The sequence below is a fragment of the Nitrincola iocasae genome, assembly GCF_008727795.1.
GTDB classification, from domain to species: Bacteria; Pseudomonadota; Gammaproteobacteria; order Pseudomonadales; family Balneatricaceae; genus Nitrincola; species Nitrincola iocasae.
This window is the reverse complement of sequence record NZ_CP044222.1, coordinates 393243-414398: the sequence shown is the minus strand read 5'-3', so window position 1 is coordinate 414398 and position 21156 is coordinate 393243. Positions and strand designations below refer to the sequence as shown.

Genomic DNA, 21156 nt, shown 5'->3' with positions numbered 1-21156 from the left:
TTGTTACTTTAAGGAGGTTAGCTTCAATGACTCAATTAATACGGTTGATTCAATATATTGATAACGGCGGGCAGCGTCAGGTAGGTCTGGTTAACGTTCAAAATGGCGAACAGATTGAGCGTCTGGAGGGAGCTGGAACGACTTATACACTGGCTCAGAAGGCGATTGCCGCAGGCAGCCCCCTGAAAACACACATTGACAGTTACACCCGCGTTACAGAGCCGGATAGTTTGAGCGACTTGCTGGCACAGCGGCGCGTATTAGTACCGCTGGATCATCCCGATCCAGCGCACTGTTACATCACCGGAACCGGTCTGACTCATACTGGCAGTGCCAGTACCCGGGACAAAATGCACAGCGCTGATCATGATACTGAGCAGCTGACTGACTCAATGAAAATGTTTCGTATGGGTCTGGAAGGGGGTAAGCCCACACCCGGAACGGCCGGTGTGCAACCGGAATGGTTCTATAAAGGTGATGGCAGCATCCTGGTTGCACCAGAACACACCTTCCCTATCCCCTCTTTTAGCCTGGACGCCAGCGAAGAGCCGGAACTGGTTGGCTGTTATCTGAATGCTGCTGATGGCACACCGTTTCGGGTTGGCTTTGCCTTAGGCAATGAGCTGTCTGATCACATCACCGAACGACAGAATTACCTGTTCCTGGCACATTCCAAACTGCGAGTCTGCAGCTTTGGCCCCGAACTTCTGGTTGGCGAGCTGCCAAATGATATCCGAGGCACCAGCCGAATCATCCGAAACGGCGAAACGGTCTGGGAGAAACCGTTTCTCAGCGGCGAAGCCAACATGTCACACACGATAGCCAACCTCGAACATCACCACTTTAAATATAAATTATTCCGTCGTGGCGGCGATGTGAACCTGCACTATTTTGGCACAGCGACGTTGAGTTTTGCCGATATGCGTACCGCCGAAGGCGATACCTTCGAAATCCAGGCTGATGCCTTCGGAAAGCCCCTGAGCAACAGTTGGCAGGTAGTGGCAGAACCGGATTATTTTGGCGTTGAGCAACTTTAACTACTCAGTATATGAGGAGAAATCACATGAATTTTAACGGCAAACATCTGATCAACGGCGAATTCCAGGCTGATAGTGATAAGAGTTTTCAAGCGGTCGATGCCGCAAGCACAGCGCTGCTAGATGGGCAGTTCAGACATGCGACCCTTACCGACATAGACCGTGCCTGCCAATTGGCTGGCGACACATTTCCGGCTTTCTCGTCGGTCGCGATTGAAACCCGGGCGCTGCTGTTGGAGCGCATCGCATTTGAACTGGAAGCGATTGTCGATGAGCTGGTGGTCCGTATTGGCCAGGAAGCCGGTTTACCAGAGGCAAGAGTTCGTGGAGAAACGGCTCGTACAACCGGCCAGTTGCGTTTATTCGCAACAGTGGTACGCCGCGGTGATTTCCTCCAGGCGCGCATTGATACAGCACTGCCAGAACGCCAACCACTCCCACGCGAAGATATCCGTCAGTGTAATAGCCCCCTGGGTCCGGTTGTGGTGTTTGGCGCCAGCAACTTCCCGATGGCCTTTTCGGTAGCCGGAGGCGATACAGCCTCTGCCCTGGCGGCTGGCTGCCCGGTCGTCGTGCGCGCACACGCGGCTCACCCCGGAACGTCAGAATGGGTAGCGAAGGCGATAGCCCGTGCCGTGGATTACTGCAAACTGCCCGCCGGTATATTTTCTTTAATACAGGGTAAAGGGCACGATATCGGTAAAGCGCTGGTGCAGCATCCAGCTATTAAAGCGGTGGGGTTCACCGGCTCGCTTGGTGGTGGTCGAGCGCTCTGTGATCTGGCGGCTGCACGACCAGACCCAATCCCGGTGTATGCCGAGATGGGAAGCATAAACCCGGTCTTTTTGCTGCCGCGTGCATTGGATGAACGTGCAGAAGCTCTGGCAGAAGCATTTGTCGCCTCGCTGACTCTGGGAACCGGTCAGTTTTGTACCAACCCAGGACTGATAATCGCCGCGGCAGGAGACGGGCTTAACCGCTTCCGCAAACGCGTAGCGGACATTATTACCGCAGCACAACCTGGTGTGATGTTGAATCCAGGTATTCTTAACGGCTATTGCCAGCAGCAAGACAAATACCGTACCGAAGCCGAGTTGATCAGTGAAGGTGAACAAGCCACCAACCGTGCCAGCGTTACCCTGTTTGGAACCTCGTTTGCTAAATGGCAAGACTGTGCTGTGCTGCATGAAGAGGTGTTCGGCCCCTGCTCGTTACTGGTTGAAACCGTCAGCTCCGAACAACTGTTAAACGCGGCAGAGCAACTTGAAGGACAGCTAACCGCCACGCTTTGGGCACAAGAAAATGAGTTGCAGGATTATCCGGCACTGATCAGTGAGTTGACCCGTAAAGTGGGCCGGGTTTTGGTGAACGGCTTCCCAACTGGTGTTGAGGTGTGCGATGCCATGACACATGGCGGTCCTTATCCCGCATGCTCTATCACCAACTCCACCTCCGTCGGCAGTCGCGCCATTGAACGTTTTTTACGTCCCGTCAGCTTCCAGAACTTCCCGAACGACTGCTTACCTGCGGCCCTGCAAAATAACAATCCGCTCAGGATTAATCGTTTGGTGAACGGGCAGCAAGATATAGAGCCCATAGGCTGAGTTCATTTGCAGTGGCCTGACTCTATAAACAACGACTCTTTAGAGGAAAAGCGCATGTCGCACAAGCTCAAAGCTATGATTATTGGTCCCGGAAATATAGGAACCGACCTGCTGATGAAGATGCAACGCTCTGAATGGATTGAACCTGTCTGGATGATAGGTATCGATCCGGAATCTGAAGGCCTGAAGCGTGCCCGTGAGATGGGGATCAAGACCTGTGCTGACGGCGTCGATGGAGTTCTCCAGCAGGTAGTGGAAGATGATATCCGTATCGCTTTTGATGCCACATCGGCCTATGTTCATGCTGAAAACAGCCGCAAACTGAATGCACTGGGAGTCATTATGATCGATCTGACCCCCGCTGCCATCGGTCCTTTTTGCGTACCACCTGTGAATCTGATTGATCATGCGCGCAATCTGGAAATGAATGTCAACATGGTGACTTGCGGAGGCCAGGCAACCATCCCGATGGTCGCCGCCGTCTCTCAGGTACAAGCGGTCAGTTATGCTGAAATTGTCGCTACCGTTTCCTCCCGCTCAGTAGGGCCTGGAACTCGTATCAACATTGATGAATTCACCCGCACAACGGCAGGGGCTGTAGAGAAGGTCGGTGGTGCCAAAAAAGGTAAAGCGATCATTATTATCAACCCGGCAGAACCACCGCTGATGATGCGGGATACCGTCCACTGTCTGACCGAGGGTGATCCTGATCAGCAAGCTATCAGCGCATCAGTTGCTGCAATGGTCAAAGAAGTTCAGAAATATGTGCCCGGCTACCGCCTGGTTAATGGACCGGTCTTCGACGGCAATCGTGTGTCCTTGTTCATAGAGGTCGAAGGCTTAGGTGATTTCCTGCCAAAGTATGCAGGCAATCTCGACATTATGACGGCGGCCAGTTTGCATACGGCTGAGATGTTCGCTGAAGAAATCGCGAATGGCATGATTTCATTACCACCCAGGGCTGAATTGACTGAGGAGAATAGATTATGAATCTGAAGGGTAGATCAGTTCGCCTGCACGATATGAGCTTGCGTGATGGCATGCATGCCAAACGTCACCAGATTTCACTGGAGCAGATGGTCAGTATCGCGAGTGCGATGGATGAGGCCGGAATGCCTTTGATTGAAGTCACACACGGCGACGGCCTTGGCGGCGCATCCGTTAACTACGGTTTCCCGGCACACAGCGATGAAGCCTACCTGAACGCCGTTATTCCGCAGATGAAACAAGCCAAAATATCGGCCCTGTTGCTACCCGGTATAGGCACAGTCGATCATCTGAAGATGGCCAGAGACTGCGGTGTGCATACCATCCGAGTTGCCACCCACTGCACTGAGGCGGATGTTTCGCAACAGCATATTGGCATGGCAGCCAAGATGGCAATGGATACTGTCGGTTTCCTGATGATGGCCCACATGGCGAGTGCTGAAAAAATACTCGAACAGGCTCAGCTTATGGTGAGCTACGGCGCTAATTGTATCTATTGCACCGATTCAGCCGGTTATATGCTGCCGGATGAAGTGACACAGAAGATAGGCCTGCTGCGTGCTGAGTTACCGAGCCAGATCGAGATAGGTTTTCACGGTCATCACAATATGGCAATGGGTGTGGCTAACTCATTGGCGGCAATTGAAGCTGGGGCAGCGCGTATCGACGGATCGGTCGCGGGTCTAGGTGCTGGAGCAGGCAATACCCCGTTAGAAGTGCTGGTGGCAGTGTTGGAACGTATGGGCTGCAGCAGTGGTGTTGACCTGTACAAAATCATGGATGTAGCCGAGGACCTGATTACGCCGATGATGGATCAGCCAATCCGGGTTGATCGCGATGCACTGACGTTAGGCTATGCCGGGGTATACAGCTCGTTCTTGCTGTTTGCCAAGCGGGCTGAGAAGAAATACGGCATACAGGCACGTGATCTTCTGGTAGAACTGGGACGTCGCGGTACTGTTGGAGGACAGGAGGATATGATTGAAGATTTGGCAATGACGATGGCAAAACAGCAAGGCCTCCTCTGAAGGTCAGCACATTCCTATGCTGTTAGTTTAGGCAAGCACTCCGGGGATTTATCAGATTGTGGCGTAAAGACACATCCGATTTGAACCGGAGTCTTTGGCGGCATACATGACCTTATCCACCACTTCCAGCAGAACGCCCAGCGGTGACCGCATCTGAGCATATAAGGAGATGCCAACAACACAGTGCCGAATAACCGAGCGTCCATCTCTTTTGCGCTGGCATAGTGCTCCAGCAATTCGGCGATGGTCTGATCTATTTTTTTTAGCTCAAAATAGCAACAGCAGAGCCCCCGCCTTAAAGTATAGACATGCGCAATATCATCCAAATCCCCATGCAAACCATAATCAGGTTCTCAGTCAGCGACACAAACCCTAAGGGCACGTTGCTATCCCCGCCGACACAGGCACACTTGAGTTCACGTTTATCAATATAAACAGCCTTAAACACCGAGACAGCGCCCACCGTACCTATGAACAGCGCCAGCGGTGCTGCCAGCCAGATGAACACACCAGCCAGCATCAAAACCCCCGCGATTGTCTCAGCGTAAGGATACACATAGCCATAACGCACATGCCGCTGCGCCAGCAGATCGTAGTTGAGAAACATGGTACTGAAGCTCTCTACATCCTTAAGCTTCTGCAGCCCAAGCAGACACATTGCGATCGCCACAAAATATTCCGGCATCCTGGCACTCAGCAAGCTGCCCGTTGCGGTCCAGCTAACTGCCAATCCCATAAAAAGTGCTGTTGCGAAAAGGGCTATAACAGGTTCGTAGGTAACAGCATCCTCATCCGCCACATCCAGTCCTAAATGCTCTCGCAATTCCTCATAGCCGCCAATGCGTGTCCCGTCGATAAACACCTGGGGTGTCGTCGAGACCTCGTGCTTCTGTTTAAAAGCCTCCGTCTCCTCACTAGAGGTTAAGGGATGATCTTCAACCTTGAAGCCCTGACGCTCTAACAGATCCTTGCTTTTCAGGCCAAATGGACAGGTATGTTCATCCATCACCATCCGGTACAACTCGACTCTGCTGTCCTTTGTAACTGCAGTTTGATTCATATTGATCCTCCGCAACAACTTGTCAATCCAGACACTATGCTTTACCCCCCACTATAGCAGACCACAAGTCTGCTATAGTGGGGTATCAAACATAGTAGAGACGGCATAAATTAAGCTTAATTTAATCTAGTGGCTCTATAATTGAAGCTTGACGCCCCTACGCCCGGATTAAAAGGAACTATTGTGCCGCAGCCACCACAAAGCCTTCACCCGCACAGCGGGCTGCGCCTGCCGCTATCAATAAAGTTTCTGTTGTTTGCAATTGCCATACTGATTCTGAACGGATTTTTACTGTCACAGCAAACAGATCAGGTTATTGAAAAAGCCTTTCTTGACCAAGCGGATCAGAAAATTCAACTGCTGCTCGATCAGATACGTCGCAATATTGAGCACGAGCATATTGAGCTGAGTGATGACTCCCTTGCTGAAGAAGTAGACTATCTTAACCAGCATCCTGACTTTGGCTGGCAATTACATGTAACCGCTCTGTATGTTTTCGATGCCGAGGGCATAATTCTCGCCCACAGCCAATACAAGGATGGTGCAAAAACCCTTGAACCGGGTTCTGCCTACCATCAGGTTATCCACCTACGGGAAGCTTCTCTGGGTGAGACCCATGAGCGCAAACCTGCTACGAATACGGTTAAAGGCGATTATTTACTCCCCATGACGATCCATGATGGCAGGATTGCCGGCATAGAAGCGGAGGTGGACATAACGGGCTTGCAGGAAGCCATCAGCAGCTTTGATGGCCCCTTTGAACAATCGATGTGGAACACCATTCTACTCAGCAGCGCTGTCATGTTGATACTACTGGGTGGACTGACTCACTTTTGGCTTACCGGTCCCGTACAGCGAATGCATCGTGCCATTCTGGATTTATCAGACGGAAAGCTTGATACACGCATCGATACCCACTCAAAAGATGAACTGGGGCAACTGGCAAACGGTATCAACCAACTTGCGCAAAACGTTCAGGACCTGCTTCGTGAACAGGAACGCACCTACATGGCAGCCCTGACCTCTCTGGCTCAAGCCCTGCAAGCCAAAGACCCTTACACAGCGGCCCACTCCGGAAGGGTTTCACACTATGCCGTCAAACTGGGAAAAGTACTGGGGTTAAACAAAGAGGAACTAGCGCTTCTGAAAAAGGGGGCATTAATGCACGATCTCGGCAAGATCGGCATTCACGATACGATCCTGAACAAACCCTCAGCACTGACCGATGCCGAATACGAAGACATGAAAAAGCATCCCACAATAACGGCCACCATAATGAAACCCCTCAAGCGATTTAGAGCCTTCGCCGAAATCGCAGCATGGCACCACGAACGTTGGGATGGGACTGGCTACCCGGATGGTCTGAAAGGTGATGAAACTCCACTACTGGCCCGCATTGTTGCTATCGCCGACACCTGGGACGCCATGACAGGTGACCGTGTCTACCGCCCGGGGATGCCCAAAGAAAAAGCACTGAATATTCTTGAAGCTGAACAGGATCAAGGACAGTTTGATCCAGAGCTAATCCGGATTTTCATTCAGATGATGAAACAGGACGATCAAGGGGTCAGCCAGCTTGATCTATGATCTATCGCTTGGAGGCTGAACCTTTGATCCACTCCGATCTGGTTATCTTATACAGCACATGCTCAGAAAGCGGATGGTCTGATTCGATATCCGGGTGCTTAAAGTCATTGTGAGTGTTGTACATACCAAGGCGCTCCATCACTGCGCGGGAAGGTTGATTGGATCTAGCCGTGAATGACACCACCTCATCCAATGACAACACTTCAAAGGCAAACCTTAAAGCCTCAGTGGCCGCCTCGGTAGCAAACCCTCGACGCCAATAGTGTTTATGGAGCCGCCAGCCAATTTCTACACAGGGTGAAAAGGGTAAATTAGCCTTAGGCTGATGCAAACCGACAAACCCGATGAAGCAACCCGTATCCTTCAAACTCACCGCCCAAAAACCCCAACCTCGTTCAGCAATCAGTTGCCTGCATTTTTCTGCTATCGCATCACTGTCAACTGGTTCAAGTAACTTAGGAAAATACTGCATAACAGCTGGATCTGAATTCAGTTCGGCAAACACGGGGAAATCGGCATCTATCCACTGCCGCAACTGTAAACGATCTGTCTCTAATTCCCACACTTTCATTAGGCTAGGTTCTCACTGCGTCATACTCGAACAAGCTCCATTAATGGCTCAAATGAATAAAGAGCAGGCCTTCTTCCTGAAGCTTCTTCGACAGTTTGTATTATCCCTTCATCCAGCAGTATCCTTGTAAATCGTGCTGCACTAGCTGAGGGTATGCCACTGTTTGATGTAAATTTGTTGTTTCGAAAAACCGGATTTGTAAACACAAAATCAAGCGCTGTCATACTCCATTTCGACGCTAGAACATCAGCAAATGTTTGCTTCATTTTTTCATATAAAGATCTTATGTTTTCAGCAATCACTAAGTTGCTTATTGCTTGTTGCTCGACTGCCTCCAGAAAAAATGCGCACCACTCATTCCAATCCCCAGATTCTGATACACGCCTCATCATGTCAATGTACTCATCTTTATTTTCTTCAAAATAACCACTCACATAAAAATGAGGTGCCGCTATCGTGCCTGATTGCCATAACATAAGCGTTATTAACATGCGGCCAATTCTGCCATTACCATCTTTAAACGGGTGCAATGCCTCAAACTCAACATGAGTCATTGCAGCCTTAATGAGCGCAGGATCAGAGCTGTTATTGATATATTCAAACAGTGTATCTAAGCCATCCTGCAGTTTCTCGGGACGAACAGGAATAAACAGTATTTTTCGCTTATTCCTGTCGGCGAGGTAGTTTTGTTCTGTTTTGAATTCTCCCGGAGATTTTGAAGCTCCTCGGCCAAAAGATAGCAGCCGTTGATGAATCGCTTTAACAAAGGACTGAGATATAGGATGTCCATCGCTCATTGCTCCCTGTGCTGCTTTTAATGCTCGTTGGTAAAGAATGGTTTCTATTACCTCTGATCGAGCCGTAGACGTACCTGTCGCATCATTCTCATGGTCCGCCTCATACTTAAGGATTTCATCCATCGTACTCACAGTGCCCTCCATCCTTGAGGAAATAACGGCCTCTTGATTCCTTAATGGGGCCAGTAATATCTCACTGTTGTGCATATTTTTGAGCATCTGATCATAGCGGGCAATCGCGTCGGTTGCTTTAAGTAAGGCATTAACAAAACTGCCATAATCCAGTTGATTAGGCGGAAATTGATCGTAGTGGTAATGCACCGCGTTCTCTAGATCTAGATCCATACGCCCAACTAGCCTCTCAAATAATATCAATTATTAATGACAAATGATTTTGTCCAGTATATCTACGTCTTTTTGCATGTCAAATATTGATACATAGGATGCTTAAGGCACGTTATCGTCACTATAAAAGAACGATGTCCCCCTAGACTCTCACTTTTCGTAGAGTTTGAGAGACTAGTGGTTTTGTCGTCAATCTATGAAGGTCTAACGATCTAGACTCTCATTTTTAGTAATATCTGAGAGACTAGTGGTTTTGTCGTGAACCTATGATAGCCTAGATGGTTAGACTCTCATATTTTGCAGTATCTGATAGGCTAGTAGTTTTGTCGTTAGCCTTATCTGTCAACGGAAGCGCTGCTCCCCCTTAACATAGCTCCATGGCATCTAATGCCTGCGACAAGCGTTCTAGACTGTGTGTGGACTCTGCCATCCAGGACGCAGTCTTTACTAAACTGCCGTAGAAGTGAAACGCTTGCGGATAAACTCAAGTGTATCCACGACACTTTGATGATGAAAGCTCTCAATACCCAACGAACTAGCGGCATGTACATTGCTGAGTTTGTCATCTACAAATACTGTGTGAGCTGCCTGGCTCTCAGATAAAGCCAAGGCTTTTTCAAAGAACTTAGGATCTGGCTTCGCGACACCTATTGTCGAAGAGTTCACCACAACATCAAACCTTGAGAGTAAATTTACTTTATCCAGATCAGCTGTAAGACGCGATGTCGCATTGGTCACTAAGACCAGCTTGCTCATAGGAGCTAAACGCTTGATTTTATCAAGAAGGGTAAAATCGATTTCACAGCTTGCTGTATACCAAGCCGACACCAGCTGTTCAGCGATATTTTCATCATACTCAGAAGACAGCGCTGTTCTGATTCGGCCACACCATTCATCATGAGAAATCGCTCCTATCGTAGCTAGTGATGATAACTCTTGAGACGATGCAAAAGAATACAAAGTGCCCACCGCAATTCCGAGTTCCCTTTCTGCGTTATTAACCTCAACATCGGACCAATGTCGAATGACGCCATCAAGGTCTAGCATAATAGTGTCTTTCAAACATGCCTCCATTATATCAAGGTATCAAGTATCAAGGGGTCAGCCAACTTGATCAGGTGGCTGATCCCTTGTGATCGCCTTGATTGTTGATCTTCAGTATGTGAGGGGGACTGGGCATTCTTTAGGGAACCAGCGATTAAGCCGGAGCTTTTACTCTGCTGACGGCACTCATTCTCAATCGAGTGCTTTTTAAGCAGATTTTTGCCGTTATTGGCCGATATAAAGCCATTGATGGCTAAACTTTATCGTTTTCCCGTGCCAATCCTGAATTTAGGCGGATTTAGGCTGCCAGCGCAACATTTGGTCTACTCGAACGATGTTAGCCAATGCAAATAGCATCGCCAGTTGATTGTCATTTTTCTGTAATCCTTTGTACTTGGCTTTCACAAATCCAAACTGACATTTGATGATGCGGAACGGATGCTCCACTTTGGCACGGATACTGGCTTTTAGGTATTCAATTTTGATGGCGACTTTGTTTTTACGCGGATGTTTTTTCAATGCTCTGACTTTGCCAGGACGTTGAGCTATCAGCCACTCCACGCCTGTCTCTTTAAGCTCTTCCCGTTTCTCAGCACCTTGATAACCTGCATCACCCGACACAAATTCCTCTTCACCATGCAGCAGGTTATTGAGTTGATTCAGGTCGTGTTCGTTCGCAGGGGTTGTTACCAACGAGTGGGTTAAACCACTCTTGGCGTCTACGCCTATATGAGCCTTCATGCCGAAGTGCCAGTCGTTGCCCTTCTTTGTCTGGTGCATATCCGGGTCGCGCTGATTGCTTTTATTCTTGGTGGAGCTCGGCGCTTCGATGATCGTGGCATCAACCAGTGTGCCTTGCCGCATCATGACACCGCAGTCAGATAACCAGCGATTCACGGCTTTGAGTATCTTGCGGGCCAGTTTGTGTTTTTCCAGTAAATGCCGAAAGTTCATGATGGTGGTCCGATCAGGAATAGCCCCATCCAGTGATAAATGAGCAAACAACCGCATGGACGCAATCTCATAGAGTGCATCTTCCATGGCCTCATCACTGAGACTGTACCACTGCTGCATGCAATGAATACGCAGCATGCTTTCAAGTGGATAGGGACGGCGTCCATTGCCAGCTTTGGGATAGTGCGGCTCGATGACATCTAACAGCTGTGGCCAAGGCAATAAAGCATCCATCCGAGACAGGAAAATCTCTTTACGAGTCTGGCGGCGTTTACTGGAAAATTCACTATCGGCAAAGGTGAGTTGATGGCTCATGGAATGAATGTCTTTGTTGATGGCTATTGGCTCAGATTATCTCACATCAGGGACTTGATCGCAGGTTCCCTATCATGTGCTAACTGTAGTTTACAAATCAAAATATGTAAACCAAAGTTTACACTGACTGGTCATTCAGACCTGAAACCCGATTTCTACACCCAACTCGAAGCCCGTCGCTTTGATTATCCGTCCTGCTGGCGTGCATCAATACTCTGAGCGAGTGGACTTACACCGGCGCTGAACCTGAAACTAACTGGGACTGAAAGGTAACCCGCTGTTTGAATAGGACAGAGGCCGGTTAACCGTAAGCGCCAATCCAACCACCGCCTATTCGAACTGAAGCCAACTCGATAACCTCACAGCTTTCAACGCTAGGAGGTTTCCATGAGAAAGTACCGTACCAAAGCCGAATGGCTGTCATTGATCAACGAGTTTGAGCAAAGCAACCAGAGCCAGGCTGAGTTCTGCTCAGTGCGCGGATTAAATCCTAAATACTTTAGCCTGCGCCGGATCAAGCTGAAAGCCATCTCGCCGAAGGATCCCTTTGTGGAAGTGAGGCCTACCCCTGCGGATACGACCAGCGTCGTCATCCAGTATGGTACGGTTAAAGTGCATCTCCCAACGACCAGTACGCAGGTCATTGCGCAACTGGTGAAGGCGCTGGCCGCATGATCCGATGGCAGGAAGACATCAAAGTCTATCTGCACTGTGAGCCAGTGGACTTCCGCAAAGCCATCAACGGCCTCAGTGTTATTGTTCAGGATACGATGTTGCTGTCACCTTTTGACAAGGCGCTGTTCGTCTTCTGCAACAAGAAACGCACCCAGCTCAAGGTGCTGTACTGGGATGAGACCGGCTTCGCCCTCTGGCAAAAACGCCTGGAGCGCGACAAGTTCAAGTGGCCAAGGCAGTGGGCCACTGATCCGGTGACGATCAATCATGAGCAGTGGCAATGGCTGTTGCGCGGCTTTGATATTACGCAATTAAAACCGCACAAAACACTCTTTTATCAAGACGTTGCCTGATCCTTTTTGGAGAGTTTTTTGGTAAAATAGTGGCATGAAAAACGCCGCCACTTTACAAGAAGAAAACGCCCAACTCAAAGCGCAGCTTGAAGAGAAAAACGCGCTGTTGCAGTCGCGTGAGCGGCGTATCCAAACCTTGGAAGAACTGATTAAACAGTTCAACCGCAAGCAGTTTGCCCCCAGCAGTGAAAAGCTCACCCAGGATCAACTTGATCTTGGGTTGTTCAATGAAGCGGAATCCTTAGACGATGCGGAGGGCGAGCTAGACGCCGCTCCTGATACTGCAAACACTTTAGAAGTACCCGCTCATACACGCCGCAAGAAGCCCCGAGTGAGTCTCCCAGCACACTTGCCGCGTGAAGACGTGCTGTACGAGCTACCGGAATCAGAACGGGTCTGTCCGCACGATGGCACCCAGCTCAAAGTCATCGGTACAGAAGATCACGAACAGCTGGAAATCATCCCGGCACAAGCCAAGGTCATCGTTCACCGCCGCCAGAAATATATCTGTCCCTGCTGTGAGCAACACCATGCCATTGCCTGCAAGCCTAAACAGCCCATCGAAAAAAGCATCGCAGGCCCTGGGTTACTCGCCTATGTGGCCACACAAAAATATTGTGATGCATTACCGCTGTACCGCCAGTCAGAAATCTTCAAACGAGTTGGACTGGAACTGAATCGTACCAACCTGGCCAACTGGATGGTGCGTTGCGGTCAGTTGGTGCAGCCGTTGATTAACCTGCTGCATGAGCAGCTGCTGGCACAACCAATCATCCACCTGGATGAAACAACCCTTCAGGTACTGAACGAGCCGGATAAAGCCGCGCAAAGCACCAGCTACATGTGGGTAATGGGCAGCTTCGCCAAACAGCCCGCCGTGCTATTCCATTATGAGGACTCTCGTCGTCAGGAGGTGCCGCTGGCCCTACTGGATGAAACCGTGAATGCCATCATGGTAGACGGTTATGAGGGGTATGGAAAAGCCTGTACCGACTACCAGATTGCCCGCTTAGGCTGTTGGGCCCATGCCCGACGCAAGCTGATGGATGCCAAAGCGCTACAGAAAAAGGGGAAAACCGGCAAAGCCGATCAAGGGCTAGCCTTTATCCAGAAGCTATACGCATTAGAAAAAGCCATGAAAGATCAGCCACCGGATGAACGCTACCGGCGACGACAAGACGATGCCAAACCCGTGATTGATAAATTACACGCTTGGCTTGAAAAAAGTCTGCCACAGGTGCCACCGCAAACGGCGATTGGCAAGGCACTGTATTATCTTCACTCTCAGTGGGATCGGTTAATCCGGTACCTGGATGATGGTGCCTATCCGATTGACAACAACCGTGCGGAAAATGCCATCCGTCCCTTCACCGTGGGTCGCAAGAACTGGCTATTTGCCAACAGCCAGGCGGGCGCCAAAGCCAGTGCTAACCTGTACAGTCTGATCGAGTCCGCCAAGGCCAATGGCCTGAACCCGTATGAGTATTTAAAAGTCGTCTTCAGAGAGCTACCCAACGCGCAGAGTGTGGATGCTATCGAGAAGCTGCTGCCTTGGAGCGCTAGCTTAAATCCTGAGTTGATGTAACTGGGTGGTTGGATTGGCGCTTACTTCACGGCTGGAGGTAATGCCCTTTGAGTAAGCAAATAAAATAATCTTGAGCAGTATAGCCGGATCATAGGCTGGGCGGCCTTCAGCATCATTTTTATAGGGCTGATGAAAAGCACATAGATCGAGTTTTTCAGAGATCAGGTAGTGTAGCGCAAATTCAAAAGTACCCGGTTGGATCTGTTCCAGGTAGTTGATGACCACCATCGACATCTGGTTGTAGTCGTAATGTTTGAATCGAGCCATCCCAGAGCCTCCGTCTCCTGAAAATCTCATCAGACCATAGATGAAGAGGTTTTTCTACAGCCTGAACGCCACGCTCTGCGGCAAATGTGGAGCGAAGCGGAAAATTTGTCCGACAGCAGCGTTTGGTTATACGTAACCTTCGAATCTTCGCGATGCCCAAATCCACCCATTAGCGGACACTTAGAATATGTGCATATATATACATAAGAAGTTCAGTTGGCGTTGAAACGAACTACTCAAAATTGATAATATCCTCTAACTCATCTCTGAGCTTTTTGTAATCCCCATTCCCGAGCAACTTATCTTTTTTATTTAAGGTAATAACTTTCGCTTTTTCCTTGTAGCTTTCAATTACGGGGTCATTCAACGCACAAAGAAAAATCTGTTGCTCATGAGGGAGTCCGCTGAGTATTAAATCAATTATACACTTATAACTAAAGTCATTTTGCTCATGCTGTCTGGGAGTATCAATTATGAATGGCGCAAGAGCTTCTGAACCAAAGGTTTTTATCATATCTATCGTCGAAGCGTGATAAGCTAATATTGCCCGAGTACTTTCTGCCGCACCTCCATCTTTTAATATTTTTCTATGATCCTCGGGAGACTTGACTCCGTTTAAGTTAACGCCAGAAGCTGACAATTTTTGGATATTCGATTCTAAACGAGCCAGGAAGTGTTCATTCCTTTCTTCCTTATCTTTTTTTGTCAGAAGTTTACCTTGTTCTTTCTTTAATTCTTTTTGTTTATCATTAGCTTTTTTTGACGCCAACTGTTTTTGTTCTTTGGTATGGGTTACATTCTTTTGAACTGCGCTCGAAGCGAGGCTGTCAACAATGTCTACTAGCTCTAGTCTTTTTCCTTCTGAGTCTTCAATAGTATACTTGCGATTAATGTCCTGAATATCTTCTCGCACACGATCCAGCTTGAAATTTAAACGAGAGATATTTTTGTCCAGAGACTTCAATTGCTTTCTCAATCCGTTTTCTTGCATTTTTAATTGTTGTTTGTCGGCAAGAATCTCAGCCTTACTTATAATTGTATTGTCGTGATACGTACCACATAAAGGGCACTCTAACTCGTCGCCCTCAATATTTTCAACACTAAACTTATAATCTTCTTCTAATTCTTGGCTTGCCTCAGTTACAAGATCTAGCTGAGCGTCTAAATGGTATTTATCTGACGTTAATCTGGACAGTTCATTTAATATGTTCTCCTGCTCAATAGATAGCTCCCGCAGTGTCTCTCTAACTTCTTTAGTAATCTTTTCTAGTTCTTGATTATCAATTGTGAATTGTGTTCTAGGTACATATTCATCAACAACTTCCAGCGCCGTGTTTATACGTTTTATTTCATTTTGAGCTACAGATTCTTTCTTTTTGTACTCGTATATTTCTTCTTCGATTCCAAAGTACTCTGGTAGCAAGTATCCAGTATGGAACCTTATTACCTTTCTCTTCCAGTCTGCAAACTGACCTAGTTTATCGAAACCATTCCATACTTCGCTCCAACCTTTTTTCTGGTCAACATAAAAAGGTAAGAAATAGTAAGCGGGTGGCGGCGTTTCGAGAACCGGCTCTTGATTTTTAGGTGGACGATTTGGTAGCAACACACTGAAACCAACTAAATCGGCAAAAACAGATGCATACTGTCCAGTGATTTTTGAAAATCGTTGAAATGGCTCACCATTAACACTTAATTTCATGATGTTTTGGTAACGATAAATTACACACTGGTCCTCTCCAATATCGCATTCAACGTATACCTTACAATCTAAAGCCTTCCAAGACTTAGATAAATCATGTGGCTCACATCCTATTGCCCATAACATGGCTTTTACTAGAGATGTTTTGCCTACGCTATGATCCAGGCCTCCCGTTATCAGATTGTATTTCTTTTGAAATACGAACTGACTCGCGGATTTTTGGGTATCTGACAGAATCACTACGCGTTTGAATATAAAGTTTTTCATGCTTTCCTTTTCTCAAATTTCTTATCAGCAACCTATAGTTTTCTTTATTCATAACTCTCCTATCACGATTTCACATATTATCGCCGCAATGAAATCATCATAGCTCCCCATGCCTGTCTTTAGCTTATCAGCCAAGGAACTCTCGATCTTTTCTAAGAGCTCTTTTGTATCAAAATGCCGGAATTGGGAATACAGGCTTCTCACCTCACTTCCAAACCTCAGCGATAAACTATTGCTGTTTGACACTTTTCTCGTGTAATAACCACTTATTGCACGTAGCAGTTTACGTCGTTTTGAAAAATTCAGATCTAGATCTGATATCAGATCATTGGCTAAGTTTTCCACCTCGTTTAGCCCCTTAATACTGCTATGCGCTTCAAATGTTTTCTGAACAGTTTGAGATGTTAAGGATTTCTCCTTCAATAAGGAATCCCATTTACTGTAATCATATTTAACCTTCCCTTTCCTGTGTAATTCATCTATCAAAACGCGATAGATATTAACCGCATCACATTGGCTATTTGGATAAAGATCAGATATCAGATCAACTATTCCAGCTATCACACTTTCCCTGTGGGAATCTGGTAAGAGCCTAGGCACTATAAAGCGAATATTGACAGGGCATTCCTCAAGCCCTAACTCTTCTAGAATGCGGGCTTTAAAGGTTGCTAAACTTCGAAGCTTGATTTCTGACACAGTTATTTCATCAAGCTCAAGTCCATTTTTCACCATCGACTTGCTAAATCCGCTTGTCGCGACCAAGCTAGCTGAAGAAATAACATCGCTGAATGATTTACCTTGATATGATTCAATCAACTTACCTAATATAGAATTTTTACTACCGGTCTTTATTTTCGTTAAGCTATTAACAGTATGCTGTGAGCTACCGCTATTTTCTTTTACTTGATAAAACTCAAACTCAGCGGTTTCTTTTTCCAATGAATTCGCAAAAATAACGTCTTCATGCAATTCAACAAATATGGCGTACTCTTTCTTTTTCCTATGCTCATCCAATAATTTTTTAAACGCCCAATGATATTGATAGTCGTATTTACCAAATGTTTCCGCACCCTTTTTTTCTCTTTGCGGATCTGCTAAAGGATTGTCCATATTTAACGCTCTTTTGGCATATTATCAATGTCTGCTTTGGGCCGAATCAGGTTTATTACGACCACCGTATAACGAGCCTGTCGGATTAGACATTTTGACATCAATATCCCCAGCATCGACAGCCCCTTCATCGTTCTGTTAATTGTGATCTGCTCAAATCAGTAAATCGTTTTACTCATTCAAACAGTCGATATTCATTATCTAAGGCAGCCATAGCCACCATGCAGAGACTTTTGGCTCCGTTAATGCCTTTGTTGCCCCTGTGTCGCAATCTTCTCAAGGTTATGCACCATACAGTACATCAACCACTGCGCGTTCACCTTGGATTTACCCCTTAGAGTAAATCGATTCAAGCCTTTATTGCTTTCCAGGTTGCCAAACACCGGCTCTACTGTACCCAAGCGTTGGCTGTAGATATGGCGACCCATTGGACTGTCGATCTTCTGCTTCATCTTCTCGATAAAACTGGACAGGGGTCTGCGCTCACTCAGTGCAAAGCTCACTTGCCGTCCATCTTGTTGATTGGGTCTACGCAGGCACTGATGTTTTAGAGAACAGTCTCGGCAGTGTTGGCGGTAGCCCTGGAAGCTGATGGTTTCTTGTTCACCTATCAGTCCCTTGAAGCGCTTCCACATAGGCTGGCCTGCTGGGCAGCGGCAGGTTTCAGTCAGCGGATCATAATCAAAGTCAGCGGGTGTGAAGCGTTGTGCTACCTGGCCACCGCGTTCTTTACGTCGCTGTGCCTTGGCTGTGCTGAAGGTTATGGACTCAGCAAAGCGTGGATCGCGTTTACGGAACTGGTTATCGGCAATGTAACCATCAATACCCAAGCGATAGATCAGCTTCATATTGGCATCGCTGTGGAATCCACTGTCAGCCGTAATCTTGGCTTCACGCAGAATCGAGGAGTCCGGTTGTATCTGCCGGAACTGGCGATGAATCCCCATCAACATAGGTTCCAGGGTGTGCTGCTCCTGACCCGCACCATAAGCGTGGGCATGGACGATAATTTGGTGTTTGTTATCAACAGCAGCGACACCGTTGTAGCCCTGTATCACGCCCCGTGAAGTCTTCATTTTTGCACTATCGGGATCAGTGATATTTCCTTTTACAGGCGTGCCACGCTGACCGAGCCGTTCAGGCGCGGTCGCCAAGTGCTTTTTTATCTTGGCAGAGACCTTTTCAAGTTTCTCAATATGAGCCTGCTCTCGGGCGAGAATTTCAGGAGGTTGATCCTGACGGTCATCGTGCTGATGCGCGGTCATCATGCGTGAAACCGCACGGTCTATCTTGGCTTGTTTACGGTTTAATTCAGCGCGTGTACCACTCCACTCTTTGGCGGCATTGGAGGGTAGCTTGCAGCCATCAATGGCAAACATTTCCCGGCCAATCAGGTTGAGTCCATCACACACCATCAGCACATGCGTAAACAGTGGCACAATCACTTCATCCATACGGGAGATAAAGTCTGCAATCGTGCTGTGATGAGGTTGGCTATCAGCCGACAGCGCCATGAAAATCACATTCTCTCGACATGCCTGAGCGATCTTGCGGCTACTGGTGAGACCTCGGGAGTAAGAGAATAACACCACCTTCAGCAGAATCGCTGGATCGTATGCCGGAGCACCATTGACGTCATTGCGATAGCGGGATTCAAACACGCTGAGATCGAGATCATTATCCACGACGTGGTTCAGCGTATACTCAAAGGTGCCAGGTTGGATCTGATCCGCAAAACGTAGCGGAATCATTTTGGTCTGGTTGTAATCGTAGTGCTTGTACCGCGCCATCCCTTGCCACCTCTGGTCTCAAAGTCGATTCAGTGATTTTAGCGGAACACTGTGCCACCCGCCAAGGGCTGGGGGACTTATCCGACAGTCTCAACGCCTAATTTAGGGGCCGGAGCTGCGTAGCAGCGGAGGTCCCAGCCCGTTTACGGGCGACTACAATTAATTGTTAGACAAGTCATAATATATTTTTTATATAACGTATTATTGGCCGCAATATAACTCGGACAGATGCACGTAAAATATTACTACGCCCAACTAATGATGCAATTGGTGGACTGACGGCATAATAAGTGAAAATTAAAAACCTACCTAATAAATATTTGCGGAGTATATCATCTCTCCATAATCTAAGGATTTTTACTTCATCTGCTAGAGGAGTTCCGAAAGCGGCGGTGGCAATGACACATTGGGAAGATTTAATTGCGTTCAGATTATTTTGAATATCTATATCTCTTGGGCTTAACTCTGCCGCTCGCTCCAACAGGGGAAGTGCTGCCTCTTTATTTCCTTTTCCTTCCCAAAGTAATAATGCCTTTAGATTGAGATATACAGCGTTTTCTGGGACTATCTCTATTGATCGGTTAATATATTGAAGCGCTAAATCAACATTTGCTGGATTTGCTCCAGATAACGCCGAGTTCGAACCATAAACCTGCTTGTTCGCCTGTACCTCGTGAAGGATAAAAAGAGCTTTCATATGATATTGCTCTGCTTCCCCTACACTTTCAATCTCAGACTCTTCCATATTTTCCTCCCTTACTATGGGTAACTCGGCTGTCTAACAGTCCGTTAATGAGGTCTTCGACCTCATAATATTTATTAGCGGGTATACCTTAAATTTATACAGCAAAATTCAACAAAATACATATCTTATTGATTTATAAAACTAAACCACACCAACAAAAAATACCACGCTAAGAATAAGGTATTCGACTCGACTTCTCCAGCGCAAATAAGGTACATTAATTCCACACATTTCTCATGGATGAGGATTTTTTATGGATAAATCGCCCTTTCTCAAATCTGTTAGCGATTTTATGCACACCCTACGCTACAGACGCCGCACTGTTGATACCTATCTGTATTGGATCAAGATCTTTATCTTGTTCAATGGTAAGAAGCACCCTTCACTTCTCAATGATGAAGATATCAAACGCTTTCTTACGTTCCTTGCGACGGAACGACAAGTCGCACCAAGCACTCAAGCATTGGCGTTGAATGCTATCGTTTTTTTTAAAAACCAAGTTCTTAAAGCAATCCGTTGGTGATCTAAGCGGGTTCAACAAGTCACATAAACAAAGCAAACTACCCGTGGTGCTAACCTTGGTTGAAGTGGCAGATTTGCTCAGTCAGCTTAAGGACACTCATTATTTGATGGCGGCCATTTTATATGGTTCGGGTTTGCGGCGAATTGAGCTTGTGCGTCTTCGTGTCCAGGATATCGATTTTGACTATCAGCAGATTCGTGTCATCAACGGCAAAGGTGGTAAGCACCGTTTGGTAACACTGGCTAATGAGCTTGTTGCACCTTTAAAAATTCAAATCCAACAAATAGAGGTCACACTCAAAAAAGACTTAGCCAGTAAGCTCTATGCAGGGGTATGGATGCCAGATGCACTTGCGCGCAAATATCCGAATGCTCAATTTGATCTAGGCTGGCATTATCTTTTCCCTGCTTCCCGGCTGACCACAGACCCGTCAGGCCAAAAGCTTCGTCGCCATCACTTTGATGAAAGTAATTTGAACAAGTTGATTAAAATGGCGGCAAGAAATGCAGGTATTCGTAAACCGGTTTCCTGTCATACGTTACGTCATTCTTTCGCGACCCACTTACTGCAATCGGGCGTTGATATCCGCACGGTACAGCAGCAACTTGGTCATGCAGATGTCAAAACAACCGAAATTTATACACACGTACTCAAGCAAGGTGCTCAGGGTGTCAGAAGCCCATTATCCACCCTAACACGAGGAACCGCTTGAAAACCCCACCCTTCAAGCACGCTACCGCCCGGACCGTGCTCCATCACAGCGTGAGACTACTTAAATTGTGGTTACTCGATTAAAACAACAAAGGCCTG

General features: G+C 47.3%; 19 protein-coding genes and 1 pseudogene. 10 read left to right on the top strand and 10 right to left on the bottom strand.

The genetic code is table 11. The features are described from left to right. The first annotated feature begins 26 nt into the window (after positions 1 to 26). The 4 genes from araD1 to dmpG are packed head-to-tail and all read left to right on the top strand — an operon-like array spanning position 27 to position 4656. The gene (gene araD1, locus F5I99_RS02035; protein ID WP_225307512.1) at positions 27 to 1037 is read left to right on the top strand and encodes an AraD1 family protein; all 1011 of its coding nucleotides are present in this window, start codon (positions 27 to 29) and stop codon (positions 1035 to 1037) included. Positions 1038 to 1063: 26 nt separating this feature from the next. Beyond that, positions 1064 to 2641 carry an aldehyde dehydrogenase (NADP(+)) gene (locus tag F5I99_RS02030; protein WP_151053414.1) on the top strand — a complete coding sequence of 526 codons (1578 nt, stop codon included), beginning with the start codon at positions 1064 to 1066 and terminating at the stop codon, positions 2639 to 2641. Positions 2642 to 2695: 54 nt separating this feature from the next. Continuing rightward, on the top strand, positions 2696 to 3631 hold the full coding sequence (locus F5I99_RS02025; protein ID WP_151053413.1) for an acetaldehyde dehydrogenase (acetylating): 936 nt from the start codon (positions 2696 to 2698) through the stop codon (positions 3629 to 3631). Continuing rightward, positions 3628 to 4656: a 4-hydroxy-2-oxovalerate aldolase gene (dmpG, locus tag F5I99_RS02020; protein WP_151053412.1), complete on the top strand. Its 1029-nt coding sequence runs from the start codon at positions 3628 to 3630 to the stop codon at positions 4654 to 4656. Before F5I99_RS02025 ends, dmpG begins: the two co-directional genes overlap by 4 nt. A 295-nt stretch (positions 4657 to 4951) precedes the next feature. Here dmpG and F5I99_RS02015 read toward each other — a convergent pair whose 3' ends face one another. Next, the gene (locus F5I99_RS02015) at positions 4952 to 5716 is read right to left on the bottom strand and encodes a glutaredoxin family protein (protein WP_151053411.1); all 765 of its coding nucleotides are present in this window, start codon (positions 5714 to 5716) and stop codon (positions 4952 to 4954) included. 183 nt (positions 5717 to 5899) lie between these two features. Here F5I99_RS02015 and F5I99_RS02010 point away from each other — a divergent pair, with 183 nt between their 5' ends. Continuing rightward, on the top strand, positions 5900 to 7303 hold the full coding sequence (locus F5I99_RS02010; RefSeq protein ID WP_151053410.1) for an HD domain-containing phosphohydrolase: 1404 nt from the start codon (positions 5900 to 5902) through the stop codon (positions 7301 to 7303). Between the two features lies 1 nt (position 7304). On the opposite strand, the gene F5I99_RS02005 is transcribed toward F5I99_RS02010, so the two are convergent. The 4 genes from F5I99_RS02005 to F5I99_RS01990 all read right to left on the bottom strand — a co-directional run bounded on the left by F5I99_RS02005 (position 7305) and on the right by F5I99_RS01990 (position 11329). After that, positions 7305 to 7874 (bottom strand): GNAT family N-acetyltransferase, encoded by a 570-nt coding sequence (locus F5I99_RS02005; RefSeq protein WP_151053409.1) that lies wholly within the window; start codon positions 7872 to 7874, stop codon positions 7305 to 7307. Positions 7875 to 7894: 20 nt separating this feature from the next. Then, positions 7895 to 9016, bottom strand: coding sequence for a Fic family protein (locus tag F5I99_RS02000; protein ID WP_151053408.1), 1122 nt, complete (start codon positions 9014 to 9016; stop codon positions 7895 to 7897). A 447-nt stretch (positions 9017 to 9463) separates the two neighbouring features. Beyond that, positions 9464 to 10078, bottom strand: coding sequence for an HAD family hydrolase (locus F5I99_RS01995; protein WP_191905927.1), 615 nt, complete (start codon positions 10076 to 10078; stop codon positions 9464 to 9466). 270 nt (positions 10079 to 10348) lie between these two features. After that, the gene (locus F5I99_RS01990) at positions 10349 to 11329 is read right to left on the bottom strand and encodes an IS5 family transposase (protein WP_151053406.1); all 981 of its coding nucleotides are present in this window, start codon (positions 11327 to 11329) and stop codon (positions 10349 to 10351) included. Between the two features lie 387 nt (positions 11330 to 11716). Here F5I99_RS01990 and tnpA point away from each other — a divergent pair, with 387 nt between their 5' ends. Genes tnpA through tnpC form a run of 3 tightly spaced genes read left to right on the top strand, consistent with a single transcriptional unit; the run spans position 11717 to position 13942 of the window. Then, positions 11717 to 12004: an IS66 family insertion sequence element accessory protein TnpA gene (gene tnpA, locus F5I99_RS01985; RefSeq protein ID WP_151053405.1), complete on the top strand. Its 288-nt coding sequence runs from the start codon at positions 11717 to 11719 to the stop codon at positions 12002 to 12004. Further along, the gene (gene tnpB / locus F5I99_RS01980; protein ID WP_151053404.1) at positions 12001 to 12357 is read left to right on the top strand and encodes an IS66 family insertion sequence element accessory protein TnpB; all 357 of its coding nucleotides are present in this window, start codon (positions 12001 to 12003) and stop codon (positions 12355 to 12357) included. The genes tnpA and tnpB overlap by 4 nt, the downstream gene beginning before the upstream one ends. A gap of 34 nt (positions 12358 to 12391) precedes the next feature. Further along, positions 12392 to 13942: an IS66 family transposase gene (gene tnpC, locus F5I99_RS01975; RefSeq protein ID WP_151053403.1), complete on the top strand. Its 1551-nt coding sequence runs from the start codon at positions 12392 to 12394 to the stop codon at positions 13940 to 13942. 21 nt (positions 13943 to 13963) lie between these two features. Here the strand turns inward: tnpC and F5I99_RS01970 are convergent. From F5I99_RS01970 to F5I99_RS01950, 5 genes and pseudogenes are all read right to left on the bottom strand, one after another. Next, positions 13964 to 14209 (bottom strand): annotated as a pseudogene (locus F5I99_RS01970) (transposase); the annotation flags it as partial. A gap of 232 nt (positions 14210 to 14441) precedes the next feature. After that, entirely contained in the window at positions 14442 to 16178 is a 1737-nt protein-coding gene (locus tag F5I99_RS01965; protein WP_151053402.1) for a coiled-coil domain-containing protein, read from the bottom strand. 48 nt (positions 16179 to 16226) lie between these two features. Continuing rightward, complete coding sequence (locus tag F5I99_RS01960) at positions 16227 to 17288, bottom strand: DUF4297 domain-containing protein (RefSeq protein WP_151053401.1); 1062 nt, start codon at positions 17286 to 17288, stop codon at positions 16227 to 16229. Positions 17289 to 17530: 242 nt separating this feature from the next. Further along, positions 17531 to 19078 carry an IS1182 family transposase gene (locus F5I99_RS01955; protein ID WP_151053400.1) on the bottom strand — a complete coding sequence of 516 codons (1548 nt, stop codon included), beginning with the start codon at positions 19076 to 19078 and terminating at the stop codon, positions 17531 to 17533. 175 nt (positions 19079 to 19253) lie between these two features. Next, a complete protein-coding gene (locus F5I99_RS01950; protein ID WP_151053399.1) occupies positions 19254 to 19823 on the bottom strand; it encodes a CFI-box-CTERM domain-containing protein in 570 nt (189 codons plus the stop codon). Positions 19824 to 20076: 253 nt separating this feature from the next. Between F5I99_RS01950 and F5I99_RS01945 the strand changes: the two genes are divergently transcribed. Together F5I99_RS01945 and F5I99_RS01940 are read left to right on the top strand one after the other, a co-directional pair. Beyond that, on the top strand, positions 20077 to 20346 hold the full coding sequence (locus tag F5I99_RS01945; protein ID WP_151053398.1) for a site-specific integrase: 270 nt from the start codon (positions 20077 to 20079) through the stop codon (positions 20344 to 20346). Further along, positions 20297 to 21058 (top strand): integron integrase, encoded by a 762-nt coding sequence (locus F5I99_RS01940; RefSeq protein ID WP_151053397.1) that lies wholly within the window; start codon positions 20297 to 20299, stop codon positions 21056 to 21058. Before F5I99_RS01945 ends, F5I99_RS01940 begins: the two co-directional genes overlap by 50 nt. Positions 21059 to 21156: the final 98 nt, after the last annotated feature.